General features: G+C 61.3%; 13 protein-coding genes. 1 reads left to right on the plus strand and 12 read right to left on the minus strand.

Annotation, left to right across the window (positions count from 1 at the left end):
- Positions 1–40: 40 nt before the first annotated feature.
- Complete coding sequence (locus J2046_RS26930) at positions 41–1,393, plus strand: bifunctional folylpolyglutamate synthase/dihydrofolate synthase (RefSeq protein ID WP_210057077.1); 1,353 nt, start codon at positions 41–43, stop codon at positions 1,391–1,393.
- A gap of 76 nt (positions 1,394–1,469) precedes the next feature.
- On the opposite strand, the gene trxA is transcribed toward J2046_RS26930, so the two are convergent.
- The 12 genes from trxA to J2046_RS26990 form a co-directional block, all read right to left on the minus strand.
- Positions 1,470–1,790, minus strand: a complete 321-nt coding sequence (gene trxA / locus J2046_RS26935) for a thioredoxin (protein WP_210057079.1) — start codon at positions 1,788–1,790, stop codon at positions 1,470–1,472.
- Between the two features lie 72 nt (positions 1,791–1,862).
- A complete protein-coding gene (addA, locus tag J2046_RS26940; RefSeq protein WP_210057081.1) occupies positions 1,863–5,405 on the minus strand; it encodes a double-strand break repair helicase AddA in 3,543 nt (1,180 codons plus the stop codon).
- Positions 5,398–8,601, minus strand: coding sequence for a double-strand break repair protein AddB (gene addB, locus J2046_RS26945; RefSeq protein WP_210057083.1), 3,204 nt, complete (start codon positions 8,599–8,601; stop codon positions 5,398–5,400). The genes addA and addB overlap by 8 nt, the downstream gene beginning before the upstream one ends.
- A 2-nt stretch (positions 8,602–8,603) precedes the next feature.
- Positions 8,604–9,350, minus strand: coding sequence for a nucleotidyltransferase family protein (locus J2046_RS26950; RefSeq protein ID WP_210057085.1), 747 nt, complete (start codon positions 9,348–9,350; stop codon positions 8,604–8,606).
- A 12-nt stretch (positions 9,351–9,362) separates the two neighbouring features.
- Positions 9,363–10,877 carry a tRNA (adenosine(37)-N6)-threonylcarbamoyltransferase complex ATPase subunit type 1 TsaE gene (tsaE, locus tag J2046_RS26955; protein WP_210057087.1) on the minus strand — a complete coding sequence of 505 codons (1,515 nt, stop codon included), beginning with the start codon at positions 10,875–10,877 and terminating at the stop codon, positions 9,363–9,365.
- Complete coding sequence (locus J2046_RS26960; protein WP_210057089.1) at positions 10,874–13,456, minus strand: PAS domain-containing sensor histidine kinase; 2,583 nt, start codon at positions 13,454–13,456, stop codon at positions 10,874–10,876. The genes tsaE and J2046_RS26960 overlap by 4 nt, the downstream gene beginning before the upstream one ends.
- A gap of 228 nt (positions 13,457–13,684) precedes the next feature.
- Complete coding sequence (gene ahcY, locus J2046_RS26965) at positions 13,685–15,085, minus strand: adenosylhomocysteinase (RefSeq protein WP_210057091.1); 1,401 nt, start codon at positions 15,083–15,085, stop codon at positions 13,685–13,687.
- Positions 15,086–15,265: 180 nt separating this feature from the next.
- Positions 15,266–15,544 carry an HPr family phosphocarrier protein gene (locus J2046_RS26970; RefSeq protein ID WP_210057092.1) on the minus strand — a complete coding sequence of 93 codons (279 nt, stop codon included), beginning with the start codon at positions 15,542–15,544 and terminating at the stop codon, positions 15,266–15,268.
- 13 nt (positions 15,545–15,557) lie between these two features.
- Complete coding sequence (locus J2046_RS26975; RefSeq protein WP_210057094.1) at positions 15,558–15,959, minus strand: PTS sugar transporter subunit IIA; 402 nt, start codon at positions 15,957–15,959, stop codon at positions 15,558–15,560.
- A 126-nt stretch (positions 15,960–16,085) separates the two neighbouring features.
- Positions 16,086–16,550 carry an HPr kinase/phosphorylase gene (locus J2046_RS26980; protein ID WP_210057095.1) on the minus strand — a complete coding sequence of 155 codons (465 nt, stop codon included), beginning with the start codon at positions 16,548–16,550 and terminating at the stop codon, positions 16,086–16,088.
- On the minus strand, positions 16,547–18,310 hold the full coding sequence (locus J2046_RS26985) for a sensor histidine kinase (RefSeq protein ID WP_210057141.1): 1,764 nt from the start codon (positions 18,308–18,310) through the stop codon (positions 16,547–16,549). Before J2046_RS26985 ends, J2046_RS26980 begins: the two co-directional genes overlap by 4 nt.
- Before the next feature lie 95 nt (positions 18,311–18,405).
- The gene (locus J2046_RS26990; RefSeq protein ID WP_152601181.1) at positions 18,406–19,128 is read right to left on the minus strand and encodes a response regulator transcription factor; all 723 of its coding nucleotides are present in this window, start codon (positions 19,126–19,128) and stop codon (positions 18,406–18,408) included.
- Positions 19,129–19,284: the final 156 nt, after the last annotated feature.

Genomic DNA, 19,284 nt, shown 5'->3' on the forward strand with positions numbered 1-19,284 from the left:
GGGGAATTGATCGGGACTATCGAAGGGCCGGAGCGGCGGTATGACTATCATGAACGAGGCCGCAGTGAGCGAAGCCGAGAAGGAAATCGAGCACTTGATGACCCTTCATCCGAAGGGTTTCGACATGTCGCTGGACCGGATTACACGACTCCTGGAGGTTCTCGGTAATCCGCATCTCAAGCTGCCGCCGGTCATCCATATCGCCGGCACGAACGGCAAGGGGTCCGCGACGGCCTTTTGCCGGGCGCTCCTCGAAGCCGGGGGCTACTCGGTGCACGTCGATACGTCGCCGCATCTGGTCAACTGGCACGAGCGTTATCGGATCGGCATGAAGGGTGGCCGGGGTCAGCTCGTGTCGGATGCTGATCTCGCCGATGCGCTGCGCCGTGTCGGGAAGGCGAATGCCGGCCAGCAGATCACGGTCTTCGAGATTCTGACGGCGGTGAGCTTTCTCCTCTTCTCCGAAAAACCAGCTGATGCGGTTATCCTCGAAGTCGGCATGGGCGGGCGTTTCGACTCCACCAATGTCGTCCCGAACCCTGCCGTTTCGGTCATCATGCCGATTGCACTCGACCACCAGGCCTATCTTGGGGACAGAGTTGAATTGATCGCGGCGGAAAAGGCCGGCATCATGAAGCGTGGCCGGCCGGTCGTCGTCGGTTATCAGGAATTCGAGGCGGCGCGCGACGTTCTTGTATCGACAGCTGAACGGCTCGGCTGCCCGGCTTCCGTCTACGGTCAGGACTTTACCGCCCACGAGGAATTTGGCCGGCTGGTCTATCAGGACGAGTTCGGACTTGCCGACCTGCCTCTCCCGAAACTGCCCGGCCGGCATCAATATGCCAATGCGGCGGCGGCGATCCGTGCGGTCAAGGCGGCGGGCTTCACCGTTACCGAAGCAATCATGGAAAAGGCCATGACCACCGTCGAATGGCCGGCTCGCCTGCAGAAGCTGACTGAAGGCAACCTGCTGGGGCATGCGCCTGAAGGATCGGAAATCTGGATCGACGGCGGCCACAATCCCTCTGGCGGCGAGGTGATCGCCGAGGCGATGGTGGCCTTCGAGGAGCGCCAGCCACGGCCGCTCTATATTATCGCCGGCATGATCAACACCAAGGACCCGGTGGGTTACTTCCGTGCCTTCACCGACATTGCCGAACATGTCTTCACGGTACGGATTCGCGGCAGCGATGCGGCGTTGGATCCGGTTGTTCTGGCACATTCGGCCTATGATGCGGGCCTGGTCGCCGAGCCGGCCGGTTCGATCGTGGAAGCGCTGCAGGAGATCACCCGCCGTCAGGTGCCGGGCAGTCCGCCGCCGCGCATTCTGATCGGAGGCTCGCTTTATTTCGCCGGCAATGCATTGGCCGATAACGGCACGCCGCCGACCTGATCCCTCAGGGATAGGCAATAAAAAAACGGCTGCAGGGATACAGCCGTTTTTTCATGAGGTCACTTCACTTTACAGCTTAAGCGGCGCTGGAAATCCAGGCCGAAAGGGCGGTTTTCGGAGCGGCGCCAACCTTGATGTCGGCGACTTCGCCACCCTTGAACATGGCGAGCGTCGGGATCGACCGCACGCCGAACTGGGCAGCCAGTTCAGGATTTTCATCGATATTCAGCTTGGCGACCTTGACCTTGCCGGCAAGCTCGATGGCAATTTCTTCAAGGCTCGGGGCGATCATCTTGCACGGACCGCACCATTCGGCCCAGAAATCCACGATGACCGGCTCGGCGGAGTTAAGGACTTCGGCCTGGAAATTGCTGTTATCGACTTTCACGGTAGCCATAGGGCTCTCCTTCACGATTCTCTGTTGAACCAAATGTGAGACGCGCGCTCAAAATTTTCAATGGCCGTCATCTCACTTTGTTTTGAGTTCCGCAAGCGAGCGCGACAGAAGGTCCGGCGGCAGCGAGATCACCATAGCCGATTCGGTATAGACCAGCATGCATTCAAAGGTCTTGTCGGGATAAAGCGGCGTCAGGATTTCGCGATAGATGGCAAGCTGGGCGCGGTGCGCAAGCGGCACCTCGTCCGGCCCTTTCGGCGGCACACGGTTGGTCTTGTAGTCGAGGATGATGACCCGGGTCTCGGTCACCACCAGCCGGTCGATCCGGCCGGAAATCGCGTAGTCCTTCCCCTCGAGCGTCAGCGTTCCCATAATCGAGACTTCCGGCTGACTTCGCTCGGAAAAGATCGGTCCGAGCTCTTCATGCGCAAGCACGGACATGACGGAGGCGACGAGGCTCTCCCGCTCCGTCGCCGGCCAGAAGCGGGCGGCTCGCTCCACATAGCGCAGTGCGGCCGCCTCCCGCTCATGCCGAGGGAAATCCGTCAGCATCTGCAGCATGCGATGGACGAGTTTTCCTTTTTGAAGTGCAAGCCCGGCCTTTTCCCTCTCACTGAACAGCGGCGACGTGACGATAAGGTCGTCCGCCTCGTCATCGATCATTGTACCGGCCCCGGATGGGCTTAAAGGCCTCGGCAGCATCTTTTGAGCCGGCACGGGGCGGAAGAGGATTGGCGGCAAAGGTTGTTTCTCGCCTGACGTGGTTTCCTTCTGCTCCGCCCTGGCAACGCGGCTGTAAGATGCGGGCAGCCGCCACTTGAAGCCGTCCCACTCGCCATCCGCGCCTGTGAATTGCGCAGGGCTGCAATGCTGCTCGTCGGCGGCAAGCGCCGCCGAGATCATCGATTGCCAAGTGCCCGGGTTTTCTCGGCTGCCCCTGTAGCCGCAGACGATCAGCCGGTCGGCAGCCCGCGTCATACCCACATAAAGCAGCCGGCGATATTCCTCCTCCGTCGCTGTCCTGATCCGCTCGTCATCGGCTGTCGTGAGGGAGTTGCTGATTGTTTTACCCGGCACCCAGGCCGGCACTTCCCCATTGCCGGTCCGTAGCAGGCGAAATTTCGGCACGTGCGAGGAGATGAAGGCTTTCGAGCCGCTATCCACCAGGAAGACGACAGGTGCTTCCAGACCCTTGGAAGCATGCACGGTCATGATTCGGACTTCGTTGCGGCCGCCGTCCTGCTCGCGTTTTACCTCCGGAGATTCGAGTTCCAGCGTCGAGATGAAGGCTTGCAGGCCGGGCAGGCCACTGGTCTCATGGTCAAGCGCGAAGGTCAGGAACTCGTCTAGGATATCGCCGGCCTCGGTGCCGAGCCGGCCAAGGAATTTCCGCCGCCCGCCATATTGGCCGAGAATCCGGGCAAAGAGATCGTGCGGGCTGAGTTGCCGCGAAAGAGCAAGCAGATGATGCAGCCGGTCTGACGCATCGCGAAAACGCAGCGGTTGTTCATCGGCGAGCCGGTTGATCTGGTCCCATGCGCCGATCCCGTCCGACCGAAGCGCTGCGACTTCGAAGATGTCTTCTTCCGAGAGATTGAAGAGCGGGCTTTTCAGGAGCGCCGCGAGCGAAAGGTCGTCCTGCGGCAGAAGCAGGAAGCGTCCGAGCGCCAGCAGATCTTGCACGGCGATATGGCTGGTCAGCCGCAACCGGTCGGCACCGGCGACCGGAATGTTGTCACGACGCTTCAGCGCCCGGGTCAGCGCATTGACGAAAGCATCGCGTTTGCGGACCAGAACGAGGATGTCGCCGGGCTCGACCGGCCGTTCGACACCCTTTTCGATGATCGTCTCCCTGCCGATCATCTCACCGATCCGATTGGCGATCCGGCTTGCGAGAATCGCCGATGGCGCCTTGTCCGGTGTTGAATCAAAGGGAGCCGTCCAGTCTTCCTCTCGTTCGGAAACTTCCGGTACCACGACGTCCCAAAGATCCACCGCGCCGGGATGGCCGATGCGATTGGACCGGTGCTGCACTGGCTCGCCAAGCGCGCTGAGACCCTTGGCATTTTCTTCCAGCGAGAACACTTGATCGACGGCGGCAAGAACATCGGCCGTGGAGCGGAAGGAGAGCGGCAGCCGAACCGAATGGAACGGTTGTCCGCTCGCCATTACCCGTTTTTCCGCTTCGCCGCGTTCTTCCGCAAATCGCTCCGGTCGCGCGCCTTGGAATGAATAGATCGACTGTTTCTCGTCGCCGACGGCAAAAATGGTGCGGCGTGCCTCCCGGGCACTGGCGCCCGAATAGAAGTCTTCCGCGAGCGACTTGATCACCGTCCACTGGATGGGACTTGTGTCCTGTGCCTCATCGACGAGGATGTGGTCGATGCCCTGATCGAGCTTGTAATGCACCCAGGCGCCGACGCCGTCGCGGGTGAGCAGATCGGCGGTGCGGGCGATCAGGTCCTCGAAATCGAGCAGGCTGCGCTGTTTCTTCAGGTCCTCGTAATCGCCGTTCAGCCGCTCGGCCAGCGTCAGCGCCGCCTTGGTGGCGGAAAGCATGCGCGCGATTCGCAGCCGGTCACGGCAGGCCACGACATGGGTGCGGGCGCAGTCGATCGCGTCTGCAAGTTCCGGCGCGGTCGTCACCATCGCCTTTGCAACAAGCGAACTGTCCGCTTTCGGTTTACCCTCGCGCGTCAGAAAGATCTGGTCGAGATATTGGACGCGTTTGAAGAGGTCCGGCTCCCTGGCGGCCATCCGAAGGCCATAGGCGACCTCGGTCACTTTCTGACCACCCTTCTGGTCCGCGAGTGCCAGATAGAGGTCGAGTGTCAGGCCGGAAAGGCCGGGCAGCGGCCAGTAGCAGGCTGCGATGCTCTGCTCCGTATCGGCCGGATCGAGCCCAAAGGCGCGCTTCAGTTCAACGCCGATGCCGCCCTGCCGTTCGGCTCGCGCGATAAAGCGGCGAATCACCGTGCGGTTGGCGATGATGTCGGACAGCAGCGTTTCGAGGCCGAACTCGTCGCCGAGATCGAGCACATGGGCGAAGGCCTCCGCCAGTTCCGGATCGTCTTCCGCGGATGTGGCGGTCAGAAGCGAACGCCGGGCTTCGGCGAGCAGGGTGGACGCAGCACGATCGTCGAGAACGGAAAAATGCCCGGCGACATTGGCTTCCAGCGGAAACTGGTGCAGCAGCGCCTCGCAGAATGCGTGGATCGTCTGGATCTTCAGGCCGCCCGGCGTCTCCAGCGCCCTGGCGAACAGCCGGCGCGCCTCGGCAAGCTTGAGCGAATCCGGCTCAGCGTCCTCAATGCCGGCGATCCTCTTTCCGAGCTCGTCGTCGGAGAGCCCCGTCCATTCGGAAAGCCGCTGGAAGACACGGTTCGACATTTCCGATGCCGCGGCCTTGGTATAGGTGAGGCAGAGGATCGAGGATGGGCGGCAGCCGGAGAGCAGGAGCCGGATGACACGCTGGGTCAACACATGCGTCTTGCCTGAGCCGGCATTGGCGGAGACCCAGGCAGAACTCACCGGATCGGATGCGAGCGATTGCTGCACTGTCGTCCAGTCGATCCATTTGATCGGATCGTCGTCTTCAGGGAGAAGATCACTCATCCGTTTCTGCCTCCCCGTCATCGTCCGCCGTCGACCATTCCGCCACACGTGCAAGATGATCGTATTCACCGCCGAAATCGCCCTGCATGAAGGGGATCAGGCGTGATGCGAAGCCGGCTTCGCCATTCCGCAGCGTGATGACGAAACGGGTGAGCTGTTCGAGCGATTCCTGGGCAAGATCGAGCGCCGATTTTGGCTGGCGCCTGGCGTTCGCGGAGGTGTCCTCATTGTTGACCTTGTCCTCGCGGAACCGATCGCCGGGCCGAAGCCGGACGTAGAGCAGCCGGTCGGGCGTGAGCGGCCCGACATCCCTGAACGCACCGGCTTGCAGGGCAGCCGCCTCCAGCGCAAGCTGCGGATCGAGCAGCGCCCGCGCCTGTGAGACGGAGGGGCTGAGGCCGGTCTTGTAATCGACGAGATCGGCAAGGCCCGATCCCTTGATATCGATCCGGTCGGCAATGCCGGTGACGCGGATGCCGGCCGGCTCCAATTCCCAGCCTCCGCGAACCTCGGTTACCGTCCTGCGGATGTCCGGCGCGCGCTCCGCCTCCCAGTCGAGGAAGGCGCGGGCGACATCTAGGAAGCGCGGCCGCCAGACGCGGTCGATATGCGGCGGCAACTGCTCGGCATCGAAAAGTTCGTGAGCGATCCGCAGCATCGCCTCCCTCGCGGCCGGCGAACCGGGCTTGTGGCCTTCGCGCGTGTAGCGGTCGATGATCGCGTGATAGAGCGTGCCACGTTCCGAAGCGCCTGGATCGCGGTTGAACGGGTCCAGCGGGTCGAGCTTCAGGATACGTCGGGCGTAGACGGAATAAGGGTCGCGGCGCAGCCGCCCCACTTCGCTGAAGGAGTAGCTTTTCGGCTGCAGCTCAGCCGGCGGCCTCGGGGCGGGGCGCTTGGCGCCGGGTTGGTTCTCGCCCGCGTCGATCGCCGAGGCCCAGTGGCGATAATCGTCGCCGCGCGCCTTCAATTCGTCGGCGAACGGCTTGCCGCCGAGCGCCAGCAACCTCTGCAGCCAGCGCGAGGCAACGGTTGGCGTCGAGCCCTGTCTCGATGAGCGCGACAGGATGAGGTTGCGGGTTCCGCAGGCCATCTGGAAATCGTGGGCGAGCTGGCCGATCCGCCGCTCGGGCGGTTCGAGTCCGATGTCGATTTTCATCGTGCGCGAGAGGAAGGGATTGTTGACTGTCTGGCCAGGCCATGAGCCTTCATTCAGTCCCCCGAGGATCATCGTGTTGACGCTCTGCAGCCGTGCTTCCAACGTACCGAAGATGAAGACGCGCGGATGACTGAGAGAACGGGGTTTTACCGCCTCGCCCGTCGTCAGCGCCACGACGATGTCGATCCACTGCGGGCCGTCCGCCTCCATCTGCCCGTCAGTCTCGATGACTTCCGAAAGTAGTCCCGCCAGTCTTTCGCCGGCTTCACCGGACCAGAGGCCGGCAAGACTTTCGCGTTCGTCGATTGCGATCGCCTCAAGCGCACGGCCGGTTCTGGTTGCCCATTCGGCCAGTGCAAGCTTGGTGGTTAGGCCACGGCCATCGGGCCGGCGGTGCACGAAAGCCGAGGCGAGCGGTTCGACGGCTTTTGCCAGCCGCCGGGCGAGATCGCGCGCCTTGTCGGCCGCACCTTCCGGTAGCGACAGCCGCCAATGCGGCGGGTGCCTGTCGTTCCGTTGTTCCGCAAGCTGCTCTTCCAGGAGAGGTTCCAGTGCCGAGATATCCATGTCACCGGTGCCGCCGCGCAGCGCCAGCATTTCCAAGGCCTCGATCGCCGGGCGCAATTCCTCGGCCGGAAAGCCGAGCCGGACGAGCGGATGCTTGATGAGCCCGACGATCGCAACCGGGTCGCCCGGCCTCAGCGTCGCTTCGAGGAGAAGCTGGATTAATGTGCCCTGCTGTGTGCCGGAAAGCGGAGAGCCAGCAGAATCGTCGGCAATGATGCCGAACCGGGAAAGCTCGGTGGTGACGCGGCGGGCCAGCGCCCGATCGGGCGTGATCAATGCTGCCTGGCTTTCACCGCCCTCCCGGCCCGGTTGTTCCAGCGCAAGGCGCAAAGCGATCGCGACCGCGACCGCTTCCTCGCGTTCGTTGGCGGCCTCAATCAGCGAAACGCCCGCAAAGGCTTCCCGCAAGAGAGTCTGGTCGGCGGATTCCCGCCAGATGTTCCAGTAATCGGTGGCCTTGACGGGCGCGAGTGCCTGGGAAATAGTCGTGGTCCGGAAATCGAGATCGTCCGGAATGTTGCCGAGGATGCCCACGTCCTCCCGTACCATGCCGAGCTTCTTCAGGAGCCGTGACAGGCCAAACTGTGGATGGCTTCGGCTTGCTGGTTCGATCTTTCCGTCAGGTGCTTCCTCGCCGATCATCGCCCATTGGTTCGCCGGCATGGAAAGATCGAGCCCGGGCAGCACGACGGTGCCGTTCGGCAGGCGGGAAATGGCGGCGATCAGGTCGGCCGCGGCCGGTACTGAACCGGTCGAACCGGCAACGATCACCGGCCCCTTGTGCTCCTTTCCCACGATGCGGCGGGCCTCGCCGCGCAGGATTGCCGCCTGGTGTCTTGCCGGCGAGGAGCGTTTGAGCTCTTCCAGCCGCGACGGCCAGAAGGCGCTGGCGATCGTAAGAAACTCCGCGGTGAGCTGCCACCAGAGCGCATGTTGGCCGGTGTCGAGCTTCTTGAGATCGGCCCAATCGCGCTCTTCCGTCTCGACAGAATCGATGAGTTCGGCGAGTGCCCGGGCGAGCCAGATGGCATCCGCCGGGCTGGCAGGCGCGATCAGCGGCGATTGCGAATGCACGTCGAGAACGATCTTCGGCAACTGGTTGCGCCAGGCAAGGATCAGCCGGCCGAGTTCCAAGAGCCGGGCGGTGCCGCCGATCGGCAAGGCAAGGTCCATTTCTTCCGGAGCCGCGAGATCGAAATAGCCGCTGTCGTCATCTGTTTCGCCGAGTGGCCGGATGACTGGCAGGATGGCCGAGTGGCCACCGAGCAGATCAACGAATTCCGAGCGTAGCACGCGGGCCGAACGGCGCGTCGGCACGAAGATCGTCACGTCGGCGAGTGAGAGCGGGTCGGAGGAATTATATCGAAAGCCATCCGTTAGCCGACCGTCGCAAAGCGAAGCGGCGACGGTCTTCAGAAACGGCGCCGCGGGGGGGATCGTGAAGATGCGTGGCTGATGCCGCCCCGTCATGGTTACACCGACGCCCGGAATCGCCGAATCGTATCCTCCGCTTCGCCGATCGCCTCCGGTGTCCCGACTGTCAGCCAATGACCTTCGAGCATCATGCCGTAGAGCCTGCCGTGCGCGATCGCCTTGTCGAAATAGATGTTGATGTTGAACGCCTCGGCGGGCGCATCGTCAAGAAAGGACGGCTTCATCGCGAAAGCGCCGGCATAGACGACCGGATTGGAAGGATCGTCGCGATAGCGGGTCAGCCTGCCGTCAGGGGCCATGCTGAAATCCTTGACGCCGTTATGCCCGGTCGTGTCCTCGATGCGGACGCAGAGCATCGCCATATCCATGCGGTCAGGATCGAAGAATCCGGCCAGGCGTTCGAGATTGGTCGGCATGCCCGGCTTCTCGCCGATCCAAAAGAGATCGGCGTTCATGACGACGATGGGATCCCGATCAAGCAGCTTCAGACCTTTGACGATGCCGCCGCCATTATTCATCAATGCATCGCGCTCGTCGGAGATGAGAATTTTGAGACCGTCATAGGATTTCAGATGGTCTTCCATCTGGTCGGCGAAATGATGCACGTTGACGACCGCGCGCTCGACGCCGGCTTCCCTGAGAGCATCTAGCGCGTAATCGATCATCGGCTTTCCGTCGATCCTTACCAGCGGTTTCGGCATCGTGTCGGTGACCGGGCGCATGCGGGTGCCGAGACCTGCGGCCAGAACCATCGCCTGCTTGATGGGGGCTTGTCTGATGGTCATCTCAAACCGTGTTTATGATTCGATGAGCTCTATTCCAGCCCGCCGGCACCAATCGCGCAAAGGAGCGAGCACTTCATGCTGCAACGCTGCCGACAGATAACGAAGCGTCCGCGGCATATGCTTCAGATAGCCCGGCTTGCCGTCCCGCTGCAAGAGCCGGACCCAAAGGCCGGCGAGCTTGCAGTTGCGTTGCGCCGCCATGATCGCCCAGGCTTTCAGAAAGTTCGGCTCGTCGAACGAGCCTTGCGACCGGCGCAGCGTCATATAGTCGAGCATCAACCGGTCGGCGAGCGGCTTTGGAACATCCGTGCGCGCGTCCTGCACGATCGAGGCGAGGTCGTAAGCCGTTGGGCCGATCATCGCATCCTGAAAGTCGATGATGCCGACACGCCGGATGCCGGATTCCTGCGGGCGCCAGATGATGTTCGGCGAGTGGAAATCGCGCAGCAGCAGGTTCTTCTCGGCACTGGCGAGTTCACGGATCAACCCGTCCCAGATGGCGAGATAGTCCTCGCGTTCCGCATCGGTCGCCGGCGTGCCGCGCTTCCAGGGCAGATGCCAGTCGAGGAGGAGCCTCGCCTCCATCTTCATGGCGGTCGGATCGAAATCCGGGATGTGGTGGACGTGGGCCTTGTCGATCCGCAGGTCCTGCGGCATCCGGTGACCGTGCAGGAAGGCGAGACAGGCAACGCTTTCCCGGTATCGTTCGGATATCGGCCGGCCTTCGGCGTCGAGAACGCCTTCGTCGCCGAGGTTTTCAAGCAGCAGGATGCCCTGGTCGCAATCCGCATGCAGCACGTCCGGTGCTGCGAGCCCGATCTTGCGAAGATAGCCGGCGATCGCCACGAAGGGATAGACGTCGGTGGCAAGGTGGGCGACCTTGGGATAGGGCTTGCCGTCGAGCACGGGCGGACCTTCCGGCGGCTTCGGCCAGTCCATCAGGACAAGCTTTTCGCCAGTTGCCGTACCGATTGTCTCGTAAGCGCGCATGACCGAGGCGTCACCAGTCAGGAATCGGCGGCGGGCGCGGGCATAACCGTGCTTATCGAGGAATTCCCGGATGGCCAGCACCCGGCGAATGCGATTCACCTGGGGTTCCTGACCGGTGATCGCCGCCCTCCGGCCGTCGACTTGATGTTCCAGCCTCAGCATGACGCGGGTTTCCGGCAACAGGGCTTCGGCCATTTCCGGCCATTCCACCAGACAGATGCCGTTTGAAAGCGCTTCATCGAAGCCGAGTTCATCGAGTTCTGAGGCGTCGCCGAGGCGATAGAGATCGAAATGCGAAACCGGAATCCGAAGCTCGTAACTCTGCACCAGGGTGAAGGTTGGGCTCGGCACTTCGAGAGCGTCGTCATCGGCGAGCGCCCGTAGAAAGGCCCGAGCAAGCGTCGATTTGCCGGTGCCGAGATCGCCGGAAAGGGCCAGGCAATCGCCCCTCTTCAAGGCAAGCGCTAGATCCTCGCCGAAACGGATTGTTTCGGCTTCGTCTGCAAGTGTCAAAGTGAGCGTGGCACTATCATTCATTCGGCAGCGACGGAATGCGTCTTCAAGGCACCGCTTGGGATGCGGCAGGTGACAGTTGTGCCCTGGCCCGGCTTGCTGTCAATCGTCACGTCACCGTTATGTAGCTGGACAAAGCTTTCAACGATCGAGAGACCGAGGCCCGCGCCGCTGCGCTTGCCGCCTTTGGAATTGGAGGAAAAGCGGTCGAATACGCTTTTCAGCATGTCTTCCTGGATGCCCGGGCCCCTGTCGGTCACCGAAAAGAAGACGTCGTTTTGCATCCGCCAGCAGTTGAGCTTGATGGTGGACCCTTCCGGCGCGAAATTTGTCGCGTTGGTGAGCAGCTTGATGAGGATCTGCTTCAGCCGCTGCTGGTCGGCGATGATCGTGCCCAGTCCAGCCGGTGCGGTAATCGCGAGCGTCACGCCGTTCTCATGCAGCCGATCGGCGATCTGCATGGCGACGTCATCGAGCAGGTCGTCGATTGCCATTTCCGAATAGTGGAGCTGCATGATGCCGGCATCGACGGTTGTAAGATCGAGAATGTCGTTGACGATCGTCAGGAGCACGGAGGAGGAGGTGGATATATGGTCGATATATTCGGCTTGTCGCTCGTTGAGCGAGCCGACACCCGGTGTTTTCAGAAGATCGGTGAAGCCGATGATATTGGTGAGCGGCGAGCGAAGCTCGTAGGAAACGTGTTGAACGAAATCGTTCTTGATCTCGTCGGCCTTCTGCAGCGCCTCGTTCTTCTCCTTGAGCGCCCGTTCCGCCCTGGCGCTTGCCGTCATGTCGACGAAGGTGAACATGGTCTGCGCATTGGGCAGCGGGGTCACCGCATAATCGAGGATGAGACCGGAATAGAGCTCGAACGTGCCCTGCAACGATGGCCGTTCGTCATCGAAATTGGTGAGCATCTGGCCGAAGCGTCGCCAGCCATCCGGCTTGTCGTAGGATGGCCCGCAGGCCGCCTCGATCGCCTTGATGTGGGTGCCGGGCTTTGCTTCGTCTGCCGTAATGCCCCAAAGCGCCCGGAAAGCCGGGTTGGATAGTCGTATACGCCCGTCCGGTCCAAAGACGGCGACCCCCTCGGAGAGGTGGTCGATCGTTTCGCCTTGCACCTTCACCAGAGTATTATAGCGGGTTTCGAGGGCTACCTGTTCGGTGAGATTCTCGAAAACCCAGGTGGCGCCTCCTTGCGGATGCGCGGTTGCGATAACGCGGAGCGTCTGGCCGTTCGGCAAATGCCAGAGATCGGTCTGGGTATCGGGTGAGCGATAGACGGAAAGCGCCGTCTCTTTCCAGCTCCGCCAGTTGAGCTGTTCCGGCAGCTTGCCTTCGCTGCGCAGCTTGTCGAGCAGTTCGCTATTATCCGGCCGAGAATCCAGGAAGGGAAGGGTGAACCCCCACAGCTGCACAAAGGCCTGATTGTAGAATTGCAGCCGCCGTTCGCCGTCGAAGATGGCAACGGGGGTCGCCAGGTGATCGAGGGTCTCGGCATGGCTTTTCAAAGTCCGCTTCAGCTCCTCGCGCACCGCTTCTGCTTCGGACACGTCGATCGCCATGCCGGCCGAGCCGCCGGGCGCCACGACATCAATGACATCGAATATCGTGCGATTGCCATGCACGACCGTAGAAATCCGGTCGTGGAACGGCGAGGCGGAGGTTGCCGTGGCCCTGATCTTTTCGCGGGCGATCGTGCCGAGGAATTCGCGCCCTTCGTCAACGGCTTGGGCGGGTGCCGTCGTTTCGACCGCATCGCCATAGGCCTGGTTCACCCACGTGAGCCTGCCTTGCGCGTCCCGGTGCCAGACCGGCTGTTCGATTGCGTCGAGCAGCGAATGGAAGAGGGCGATCGAACTTGCCAGCCGCTCGCGCTCGATCTTCAGTTCCGCTAGTTCGGCTCTCAGATTGTTGAGCGCGATGAAGCGGACGAAGGCCTTGCCGCCGGAGACGCGGCCCTGCACTTCGAGGATTTCATCACGGTTCGTCTCGACCACTATGTCGAAGGAGCGGGCCTCGTTCCGCAGGAGCTCGATCGATTTTTCCAGTTCGCCGGCGGATAGGCCGCGCAGCCACCGCCCGAAGGCCAGGAAATCACTGTCTTGCTGCGGAGCTCCGGTCTCTGGCGGGAGCTGGCCCAGGAGTTCCGGTCGCGACGCTCCACCTTCCCAGATGACGATGCGCCGATTCTTATCGGCGATGAGGGCTTCGTATTTCGAAATGCGCTGCTGCGCATCGGACAACGCGCTGCGCATTTCCTGGGTCTCGACTTCCATGTTGCCGCGCTGGCGTACCAGCCAGACAGCGGAGAGCAGGGCGGCGCCGAGCGCACCCACGACCAGCGAGGAAACGATGACTTCGGTGGAGGAAAAGAGCCGGACGGCTTCATTGCCCGATTGCTGCGCAAGTGCCGCGGTCGCAAGCCCGGAAAGGGCGGTGCCCGAAAGGAATGCGCTGCCGAAGCGGGCGAGACGGCGAAGCCCACCGGCCGTCGCGCCGCCGTCGCGGGAGCCGGAGGCGGATCGCAAAGCCGGAGCGCCCGCTCCGTCGCAAGAAGGATCGGCCTGCTTGAACAGGCTCGTTATTTTTACCGACATACCCGGTCTGTCTCCGTCCAATTGCCGCTCATCGACAAGACATACCACTTCGTGCCTTACCCGGAGCCGGACCGACTTTAGGTCTCGGCGAGCTTCTAGGCCTGCGCGAATCAAGTCCTAAAACAATACTTGCTTAGGGAATCGCCGGGAAGGGATGCGCCCAAAAAAGAAACCGCAGCCCTTGTCAAGGCTGCGGCCACTATATCTTGTGGATTGACCGGTTAGTGATTAGTACCGGTAGTGTTCTGCCTTGAACGGACCCTGCTGCGAGACACCGATATAAGCAGCCTGCTCTTCAGAAAGCTCCGTCAGCTTCACGCCGAGCTTGGCGAGATGCAGGCGGGCGACCTTCTCATCGAGGTGCTTCGGCAGGATATAGACCTCGTTCTTGTACTGGCCCTGCTTGGTGAAGAGCTCGATCTGCGCCAGCGTCTGGTTGGTGAAGGAAGCGGACATGACGAAGGACGGATGGCCGGTTGCGTTGCCGAGATTGAGGAGGCGGCCTTCGGAGAGCAGGATGATGCGGTTGCCCTTCGGGAACTCGATCATGTCGACCTGCGGCTTGACATTGGTCCACTTGAGGTTCCGGAGCGCCGCAACCTGGATCTCGTTGTCGAAGTGGCCGATATTGCCGACGATCGCCATATCCTTCATCGCGCGCATGTGTTCGATGCGGATGACGTCCTTGTTGCCGGTAGTGGTGATGAAGATGTCGGCGGTCGAGACGACGTCTTCGAGAACGACCACCTCAAAGCCGTCCATGGCGGCCTGCAGCGCGCAGATCGGATCCACTTCCGTGATCTTGACGCGGGCGCCGGCTCCGGCGAGCGAAGCAGCCGAACCCTTGCCGACATCGCCGTAACCGCAGACGACGGCGACCTTGCCGGCCATCATCACGTCTGTACCGCGGCGGATGCCGTCGACCAGCGATTCCTTGCAGCCGTACTTGTTGTCGAACTTGGACTTGGTGACCGAGTCGTTGACGTTGATGGCCGGGAAGGGCAGCAGGCCCTTCTTGGAGAGTTCATAGAGACGATGAACGCCGGTGGTCGTTTCTTCCGTAACACCCTTGATGGCATCGCGCTGCTTGGTGAACCAGCCGGGCGAAGCCTGAAGACGCTTCTTGATCTGCGCGAAGAGGATTTCCTCTTCCTCTGAACCCGGATTGGAAAGTACGTTCTCGCCGGCTTCGGCACGGGCGCCGAGCAGGATATACATGGTGGCATCGCCGCCGTCATCGAGGATCATGTTGGAAAGGCCTCCGTCGGCCCACTGGAAGATCTTGTCCGTATATTCCCAGTATTCGGTGAGCGATTCACCCTTGACGGCGAAGACCGGAATGCCGGCAGCGGCGATCGCGGCAGCGGCGTGATCCTGCGTCGAGAAGATATTGCAGGAGGCCCAGCGGATTTCGGCGCCAAGTTCTTTCAGCGTCTCGATCAGCACGGCCGTCTGGATGGTCATGTGGAGCGAACCCGAGATGCGGGCGCCCTTCAGCGGCTTCGTTTCGCCGAATTCGGCGCGGCAGGACATCAGGCCCGGCATTTCGGTTTCCGCAATGTCGAGTTCCTTGCGGCCGTAGGCGGCAAGATTGATATCCGCGACGACATAATCCTTCTCAGTGCTCATAAAGCTCTCCAGTGTTCGGTGGCGCCTGCTCCGGCGGGGCAGACCGACGGACATGGCAAGACCCGCCTGTGGCCAAGCGGAAGCTGGCCAGCGGTTTAGCAGGCTTCCTGCAAGCTGGCAACGGGGATATAAAGAAGTCTTTATATGTTTATGTCTCAGCGATCTCGAATGACCGCCGGCTCAGGCTTCCTCGCCGAATTTGTTGGCGATCAATTGCTCAAGCGCTTCCAGCGCTTGCACTGCCTGTTTCCCGCTCGCGGAAACCTCGATCGTGCATCCCGGACTGGCGGCGAGCATCATCAGACCCATGATGGACGTGCCGCCGACCGTCGTGCCATCCCTAGAGACGGTGATTATGGCGTCGAAGCCCTCGACCATCTGGACGAATTTGGCTGATGCGCGTGCGTGAAGACCGCGCTTGTTGACGATCAGGAATTCGCGGGAGAGTGTGGACGGCATCCGGTGTTGGCTCTCATTTGCCGCTCAGGACGCGGCTTGCGACATTGATGTATTTGCGCCCGGCTTCAGAGGCTTCCGCGAGCGCTTTGTCCATATTGTTGTCGCTGCGCACGCCGGCAAGCTTGATCAGCATTGGCAGGTTCATGCCGGCGATGACCTCGGTCTTGCCGCTGTCCATGACCGAAATGGAGAGATTGGAGGGTGTACCGCCGAACATGTCGGTCAAAATGATGACGCCGTGCCCGTTGTCGGCTCGGGCAACCGCATCGACAATGTCTTGCCGGCGTTGATCCATGTCGTCTTCGGGGCCGATCGATACGGTTTCGATGAATTTCTGAGGTCCAACAACGTGTTCGACCGCATGACGAAACTCTTCAGCCAGCTTGCCATGGGTGACAAGCACAAGTCCGATCATGAAAACTGCCCCCTGCTATCGAAACTCGCGGCCATTATCGCATTGCAACAAAGCCGTCTAGCGGTGGGAAGCCATCTTCTCCATGTAGAATTGAAGTTCAAGTCAAAAAATCAGGCTTCCGGATGATCAAAATGGCATTTCGCTGTGAAGTCCGGGCGAGAATGCCGCAAGAACCGCCAGAGGATCAGGCGCTCCCTGCCATATTCGCACCAGCGGAAGCTCGCCCAGGCCGGAGATGGTAAGATGCTCGTTTTCGGGGGGAAGCCGGTCGCTTTCCGATAGCGGGACCACCTTGATGGCGACATCCAGCGCTGCCGCTGGAAGGCTTTCGACACGAGCGATGCCGCTACCGCGCAACTCGATCAAACCAGCGATCGTCTCCGGCCTCGTGGCGACAAGGTGATCCCCATAGCGCGACACAAGCACCCGATCGTCGGCCACCAGGGCCGCAAAAGCGCCCTGTCTTTTGGCGGCAGCGATACAGGCAAAGGCAAGCATAGATTTGCCGCTGCCGGAAGCTCCGGTAAGCAGAATGCCCCTGGTGCCGACGACGATGGCAGTGGCGTGGATGTTAGCCGGACGGGGCTTCATTGGATTTCGCCGGCCGGCAGTGACAGGATGAACCGCGCTCCCGTCAAGGTGCCGGTCTTGGGGTTTTGCAGATTTTCCGCCTTCAGCGTTCCGCCGTGAGCCTCGGCGATCTGCCGGCTGATCGATAGGCCGAGGCCGGAATTCTGGCCAAAACTCTCACCATCCGGCCGGTCGGTATAGAAGCGCTCGAAGATGCGGTCGATGTCTTCCGCCTGGATGCCGGGGCCGTTGTCTTCCACGGTCACCGTCACATGGTCCCTGACGCGCGAAAGGCGAATTGAAATGCGGCCGCTCTTCGCCGGAACAAAGGAACGGGCATTCTCGATGAGATTGGTAATGATCTGGCCAAGGCGAAGGTCGTGGCCATTGACGAGGAAGGCTGACTTGTTGCCCCCCCTGTTGTCGACAACGAAATCAATCTCCACCGGTTTGCGGCCGGTGCGGATCTGGCGGGAGATATTGACAAGATTGCTGAGCAGGATCTCCATATCAACCGGTGAGGAAACGGAGCGGGCAAGCTCTGCATCGAGCCGGGAAGCGTCGGAAATATCGCTGATCAGTCGGTCGAGGCGACGAACGTCGTGAAAGATGATCTCGGTCAGCCGCTGTTTTGATTCGTCCGATTTGGCGAGCGGCAGGGTTTCGACGGCGCTCCTCAGCGACGTCAGCGGATTCTTGAGTTCATGGCTGACATCTGCCGCGAAACTCTCGATCGCATCGATCCGGTCGTAGAGTGCGTTGGTCATGTCGCGTAGTGCAATGGAAAGATTGCCGATCTCGTCCTGACGATAGGCGAAGTCGGGGATTTCCTCGCGCTGCTTGGCGCCGCGCCGCACGCGGATTGCTGCTGCCGAAAGGCGGCGCAGCGGGTTGGCGATCGTCGAGGAAAGCAATAGCGAAAGCAGGATGTTGACCAGCGTCGCCACGCCGAAGACACGCATGATCGCCAGCCGTTCCGCATGCACGATCTTGTCGATGTCGCCGGCCTGGGTCGACAAGAGCAGCACGCCGAGCACGGCGCGGAAGCGCTGAATCGGTACCGCGACAGAAACGATCAACTCGCCGCGCTCCGTAACGCGCACCAGGGCGCCGCGCACTCCGGTCAATGCGTTCATGACCTCCGGATAGATCGATCCGTCACCACCCGGCGCTTCCTTGTAGACCGGCAGATTGCCAGGCTGCAGAAGGCGATTGAAGAGTCCCGCGAACCAGTCGCTCCAGGTTTGCGATTCATCCTCCACCGGCGGTAGGTCGAAACGCAGGACCTGGCCGCGCGAATAAAGGTGGCGGGAATCGAGAAGCAGGTTGGCATCGGCATCGAAGATGCGGGCACGGGTTCGAGTGGGCGAGATCAGACGGCGCAGGACCGGGGCCACGCGTTCTGGATCGATCGGGAAATCGAGGTCCTCGTCGTTTGGCACCGGCGTGATGCTCTGCCCGGCTTGCAGTTCTAGGAGCTTCTGCGGATCGATGGTAATCGAATTGGTGTCGACCGAGGCGGATGCGGAAATCGCGCCCGCGATGATCTCGCCTTGAGTAAGAAGGCTTTCGACGCGAGCGTCGATCAATCCTTCGCGGAACTGGTTGAGGTAAAGGATGCCTGCGACGAGAACCACCGTCGCCGCAATGTTGAAGAACAGGATGCGGCGCGTGAGGCTCGAAAAGACCGCGTGACCGAAGACCCGGCGAATGAGCGTGAACGGTCGCGACCAGAACCGCCGCGGCGCACGACGTGTCTCGACCTTCTCTATTCCGGCCATCTCGCTGTCGAATGTCTGATCTGCCACTGCAGTCCTTCCACCGGATCAGTTTATCCCTGATCCGGCCGTGGCCTCAAGTTAAGCTTTCGCAAGCATTATGCCGCCTCGCGGAAGCGATAACCAACGCCGTAGAGCGTTTCGATCATGTCGAAATCGGTATCGACCATCTTGAACTTCTTGCGCAGCCGCTTGATGTGACTGTCGATGGTGCGGTCGTCCACATAGACCTGCTCGTCATAGGCGGCATCCATCAGAGCGTCGCGGCTTTTGACCACGCCTGGCCGCTGGGCCAGCGAGTGCAGGATCAGGAATTCGGTCACTGTCAGGGTAACCGGTTCGCCCTTCCAGGTGCAAGTATGGCGTTCCTGATCCATCAGAAGCTGACCGCGTTCCAGTGTACGTGCCGCCTGCTGGTCTGACGCGGTTCTTACCCCGCCGACCGCCTGGACGTCCCGATTGCCCGCGCGGCGCAGAATGGCTTTCACCCGCTCCACAAGCAGCCGCTGCGAGAAAGGCTTGGTGATGAAATCATCCGCGCCCATCTTGAGTCCGAACAGCTCGTCGATCTCCTCATCCTTGGAGGTGAGAAAGATCACCGGCACGTCGGACTTCTGCCGCAGCCGGCGCAACAGCTCCATTCCGTCCATACGCGGCATCTTGATATCGAAAATTGCCAATTGCGGCGGACGGGCGATCAGCCCGTCAAGCGCGGAGGCGCCGTCCGTATAGGTTTCGACCTTATATCCTTCCGCCTCCAGTGCGATCGACACCGAAGTCAGGATATTGCGGTCGTCATCTACGAGCGCGATTGTTTGCATGCTCTCCGTCTCCGTGACCATTTATGCGCATCTCCTGGAATCAGCCCAGCCCAGGCGGCATCCGCCGACGCGCTTCTTGAGTATAAAGGTGGAACAAATTGTGGCAAAGTAAAAGAGGTGGCTTACAGTCGCGGTATTTCGCCTCGTCATTTGGAG

The sequence above is a fragment of the Neorhizobium petrolearium genome (assembly GCF_017873175.1).
GTDB lineage: Bacteria > Pseudomonadota > Alphaproteobacteria > Rhizobiales > Rhizobiaceae > Neorhizobium > Neorhizobium petrolearium.